The following is a 5,505-nucleotide window of genomic DNA, read 5'->3' on the forward strand; positions in this document are numbered from 1 at the left end:
CTTGTCCAATGACCTCTTCCCTCGTCCAGCCATGTAACTCTTCAAATTTCTTATTCACTTCTAACACAGTTCCATTTATATCGACGATTACAATCCCATCGGACGTTAAATTCATGAACGAATCAATTAAATATTCTTTTAATTTCATGAGTAAATATCCCCTAATTCAAACAAGTGATAGTAAGTGTATTCGTCTCCCATGGTTAAAAACCTTCAATAAACATCCTATCAAGACGTTTTTTTGCATGTGACCATTAGAAATTTAAATGGCGGTTTACTTTCCATATTCTTATGCGGTTCAACTATTTCCGAAAATTCTAGCAGCCCATATTTCCCGAATTCTTGTGTGATCGAGTCACCATCATAAAAAAACATTTTCACACCTGCGGTGGTCTCGTAATAGTCCTTACCCAGCTGTTGTCCCTTTCCAAACATTGGCGCTTCTTTTGAAATCGTCGTAAAAATCATATATCCGTCTGGCTTTAGCTGGTTATAACAATCTTGAATGAACTTTTCTCTCTCACTTTCGTTCAACAAGTGAATAAGCGCATAACTGAATATGCCGTCATAAAGTTTGCTTTCAAATGGCATATCCGCCACTGAACCATGAAAAATATCAATATGAAGCCCTTCCTGTCTTGCCAAATCAATTGCTGTTTTTGAAATCTCAATACCTGTTACCTGTATACCGTTGTCAATGAAGACCTTCGCGTTTCTTCCGTATCCAATACCTGGTATCAATACTTCCTTAACATTCTTCTCAAGGAAAAAATCTTTAGTCAAGATGGCTGAGTCTGCGGGCTCGAATCCCCACATCATTTGATTGTCGATAAAACTTGATTCCCAGAATTCTGTCATCCCTTTATCTCCTTTTTATATGTTATTTGAACTGCTCTATTGTCGTAAGATGTAAGCTCATTATAGAACGTACGTTCTAAGAAATCAAATCGCAGCTCAAAACAGCATGATCGAATATAGCCCCTAACATCATACAACCTTCGACTACAGTTCCCTGAAATCCCCCAAATCTATAAAAAGAGACCGCCAGCGGCGATCTCTCCCTATTTCGTTGAAATGGCTCTGCTTCTCCCTGACATCTGATACCTTTCGAGGACAAGCTTCATAGATTGGACGATGTCTGGATGAGCTTCGACCACATTATTCGTTTCACCAATATCTTCGCTGAGATCATACAATTGGTACAGGGGCGACCCTTCTGGCTCTTCGCTAGGTTTTGGAAAGCTCCATCCGCCTGAGCCTGGGCATAACTCTAGTTTCCATTTCCCTTGTCGAATAGAGAATGCCCCCTGAATGGAGTGATGAACAATGGCTTCTCTCAAGGGTTGCTCATAAGGAAGATTGGCCCAAATGGGCAGATTACTTACACTATCCTCGCCTGCGTTCGAAGGCAACGCTACTTCTAGGACGTCTGCAACTGTTGCGAGCAAATCCGTCAAGCAGACAGGTTCATCGCTTATGCGCTCAGCTTGAATGCGCTGTGGCCATTTCACAATTAGCGGTATCCGATGCCCGCCTTCATAAATATCCGCTTTATGACCACGAAAAACATAGCTGGGGTTATGGCCAAATGTCGCAAGCTCCTCATAATTAGCTTTAGGTGAGCAGCCATTGTCACTCGTATAAATCACGATTGTGTTATCGGAGAGATGTAAGTCATCCAGTTTAGTCATGATTTGACCAATCACATCGTCGCACATGAGTACGAAATCACCATAGGCATTCGTACCTGATTGCCCAACGAACGCCTCCGATGGAAGGATAGGCGTATGCGGAGCAGGCAACGGGAAATAGATGAAGAAAGGCTCATCCTGATAGTGATCAATCAACTCCAGCGTTTTGGCCGTAAGTTGAGGCAGGACTTGCTGATGCTCGAAATCCGGTGCCGTAGCCCCTTCACGCCAGAAAGCCATCGGATCGTCGTTACGAGTTATACGGTCTGGCTGCTGTGTAACCCGGTCGTTCTCGATGTAGACATAAGGGGGCATATCCAGCGATGCGCTAATTCCGTAGTAGTAGTCAAATCCGTGCGATATCGGGCCCTTATGAATAGGCTCTCGATAATCAATTTCACTCTCGCCGTCACCCACCTTCGCCCATTCCATGCCCAAATGCCATTTGCCGATACAAGCCGTCTTATATCCTTGCTCACGAAGTAAACTAGCGACTGTCATTCGGCCTTCCTCAATTAGCGGAGCGGAGAATCCGTTCAAGACGCCTTTCTTGAGGGATGAACGCCAATTATATCTGCCAGTTAAGATACTATAACGAGATGGCGTACACACCGCTGATGAAGAATGGGCATCCGTAAATGTAATCCCTTCTTTGGCCATTCGGTCAAAATGCACCGTGTTAATTTTGGAGTTCTTGTTCAAATAGGAAATATCACCGTATCCCATATCATCCGCCAGTATATAAATAATATTCGGTTTTGATGGCATCACATTTTCCTCCTACCTTTATTGGACAGTCCGAAAAGCATGGATCACCCCATGCTTTTCACGAGAACATTATTTCTTCATTTTCGCATCATAAGCGGCTTGGTAAATGTCTAGATATTTCTTCAGATTCATATCATTCAGTTTCTTCACATAACCGTCCCATTCTTTATCAATATTGGCGTCCCCTGTTGTGAAACGTGCGATCATCTGATTGATATAATCTGTCAAAGTTTTCTCTAGATCTGCAAGCTCTGTAGCTTGGTCGTTCGAGAAGAACAACGCTGGAAGCACGGACTCTGGCTTTTGTCTATACGGCTCATAATTATTTCTCGTCTCTGTAAAGAGCTTAACTTCCTGCGGATTCTTCGGATCTGCCATCTGCCCAAGCCGGAAGTCGTTGGACCGAAGAGAAGGTGCGGATTGCCCGCTCCAATTGATATTATTCGCTGCATTAGTCGGAATAGCACTAGGAAGCGTTTTCCAGATGGCTTGTTTGCCGTTGATGCCTAACTCTCCAGTCGCGGCATAATCCCATTCTGTTCCAGGACGACCAATCGTTTGACGTAATGTCATCTCCGTATTATACAGCAGGTCTCCTAAGCGGAATGCGGCTTCTGGGTTCTTGGCAGTGCGTGTTACGACATAATATCCTTGCAGTACGCTTGATTTCCATGGTGTCGTTTGTACACCCGCTGGTCCTTTCAAGGAAGGAACGGATTGAACTTCCAGCCATCTACCGCTTGGACCATTAAAAGCTGTGAATATGCCATTGTGCTGTGAAACTTCGCCACCTAGAATGTTAATATCCGGATTCTCGCCCATCGCTTTCGCTTGATCCCGATCTTGAGTGAATGATTGCGGAGCAATCAAGCCCTCAGCGTACAACTTGTGGAGGTAGGTCAGACCGTCTTTCCAGCCTTGTGTATTAACCGATGTCGTGACCTTTCCATTGTCAACAAATAACCGCGTAGTAATGCCAGAGTTAAGTACGAATGAGTTCATGATAAAGGAGTCAATATTTACGTTTGGCCCAACCGCTGCGCCCGACAATGGAATCTCATCGGCTTTCCCATTCCCATTGGGATCCTTCGTCTTAAATGCTTTCAATACGTTATACAATTCGTCTGTTGTTTTTGGCATTTGAAGACCTAACTTATCTAACCATGGCTGATAAAGCCACATTTTTTGCGACATCGAGCAGTGATAGCACTCATTCACTTGAGGCAACGCATAGATTTTACCTCCAGGTGCTGTAATTTCATCCTTAACCCCTTGCACGATATCAAACATTTTCTTCGTTTCAACGCCGTATTGATTAATATATKGCGCGAGATCTAGGAAGTCTCCTTGCGTGCCATAGATCAGTTGTTGGGTTGGCGAAATCCCGAATCCCATGATGACATCCGGCAAATCACCACTACCAAGTACAAGGTTCAGTTTCTCCACAGCTGACTTCTCAGGAGCAACGGTCCATTCAATATGAATATTCGTTTTCTCTTCCAAATATTTCGTGAACTCATTGTTCGCATAATCACTTACACCTGGAAAGCCTTTAACTAATACTTTAATCGTCGTTTTCTCTTTGGTTATCGGCAGTTCTCCTGCTGCTGTGACGTTGCTGGTTTTCACTGGATCTTTTGTCGTTTCCGCCGGTGCATCTGCTTGTTTATCTGCGCACCCCGCAAGGACGACCCCACTTGCAAGAAGAACACTTAGTCCCATACCCCATATTTTTTTCATTTCAAAAACAACCTCCCTTATTTATCCTTTCAATGAGCCAATCATTACGCCTTTAATGAAATACTTTTGTACAAATGGATAAACGAGCAGTAATGGCAGTGATGAAACGACAATTAACGAGTATTTCAAAAGTGCGCGTAAACCTTCCTGAGCGGCTATTTCTTTCATGTCGAGCATGGAAGCATCCACTTCGTTTTGCACCAATATCTCTCTTAAGACTAATTGCAAAGGATATAGCTTCTGGCTATCAAGGTACAATAAACCATTAAAATATTGATTCCAATAACCAACCGCGGAATAAAGCGCAACTACGGCGATAATAGGACCTGACAGCTGCAGGACGATTGAAAAAACATATCGGAAATCGTTACAACCATCGATCTGAGCTGCTTCAAGCATTTCATCCGGCAATGTCGTTTTAAAGTAAGTTCTTGTAATAATAATATTAAAAACACTCATCGCACTTGGAATAATCATGGCCCATGCTGTGTTCAACATCCCAAGATCTTTGACCAGAAGATAAGAAGGAATTAGCCCCCCAGAGAACATGGTCGTGAAAACAAACAGCAGCATAAACCAGTTTTTACCGAATAAATCTCTCCTAGAAAGTGGATAAGCAGCAGCAATGGTTAGCACAACACTGAGAAATGTACCTGCTACTAAACCATTTGTCACCTCGTGATTCGAGAATATGTGACTCTTTCATACCTCCGTACACCTCCCCTGCTACACCGTTACCATAAGCTTTCTTGCTTTGCACGTTTCGCAATTTGATTGACAATAATGAGCATGGCAAGTCCAACAATCGATTTAAATAAGTTAATGGCAGTTGAGTAAGAGTAATTCATCGCTTGTGAAGCAAGACCCACCTTATACACATAAGTATCAATGACCTCTGATGACCTAAGGTTCAATTGATTTTGTAGAAGCAGTACCTTCTCGAAGCCAGAATCCATAATATGCCCTGTGTTCAAAATAAGCAAAATGATGACAACAGGCATAATGCCAGGAATATCGATATGCAAAATCCGTTTAAATTTGCTGGCACCATCGATAACCGCTGCTTCATGCTGAGACGGGTCTATACCTGAAAGCGCTGCCAAGTAAATGATGCAAGAGAAACCAACATTTTGCCATATGCCTGACCAGACAAAGACGGAACTGAAATAACTTGGCTTCGCCATGAAATGAATGGGCTCAAAACCAAATACGCCAAGGAGTAGATTGACAATCCCCTTTTCTGGATCCAGAAGCACGAGAATAATTCCAGCCATAACGACAACAGAGATGAAATGCGGAGCATACG

At 43.1% G+C, this 5,505-nt stretch carries 6 protein-coding genes; all 6 read right to left on the reverse strand.

The window, feature by feature from the left end:
* On the reverse strand, positions 1-148 hold a 148-nt coding region (locus tag AC1DUA_RS23560; RefSeq protein WP_477502089.1), incomplete at its 3' end, for a PAS domain S-box protein.
* A gap of 80 nt (positions 149-228) precedes the next feature.
* On the reverse strand, positions 229-858 hold the full coding sequence (locus AC1DUA_RS23565) for a class I SAM-dependent methyltransferase (RefSeq protein ID WP_477502084.1): 630 nt from the start codon (positions 856-858) through the stop codon (positions 229-231).
* 203 nt (positions 859-1,061) lie between these two features.
* Positions 1,062-2,459, reverse strand: a complete 1,398-nt coding sequence (locus tag AC1DUA_RS23570) for a sulfatase family protein (protein WP_477502085.1) — start codon at positions 2,457-2,459, stop codon at positions 1,062-1,064.
* A 69-nt stretch (positions 2,460-2,528) separates the two neighbouring features.
* The gene (locus tag AC1DUA_RS23575; protein ID WP_477502086.1) at positions 2,529-4,199 is read right to left on the reverse strand and encodes an ABC transporter substrate-binding protein; all 1,671 of its coding nucleotides are present in this window, start codon (positions 4,197-4,199) and stop codon (positions 2,529-2,531) included.
* A 21-nt stretch (positions 4,200-4,220) separates the two neighbouring features.
* Entirely contained in the window at positions 4,221-4,874 is a 654-nt protein-coding gene (locus tag AC1DUA_RS23580; RefSeq protein ID WP_477502087.1) for a carbohydrate ABC transporter permease, read from the reverse strand.
* A 59-nt stretch (positions 4,875-4,933) separates the two neighbouring features.
* A partial coding sequence (locus AC1DUA_RS23585; RefSeq protein WP_477502088.1) for an ABC transporter permease subunit occupies positions 4,934-5,505 on the reverse strand: 572 nt, incomplete at its 5' end.

The sequence above is a fragment of the Paenibacillus sp. 01T422 genome (assembly GCF_056398785.1).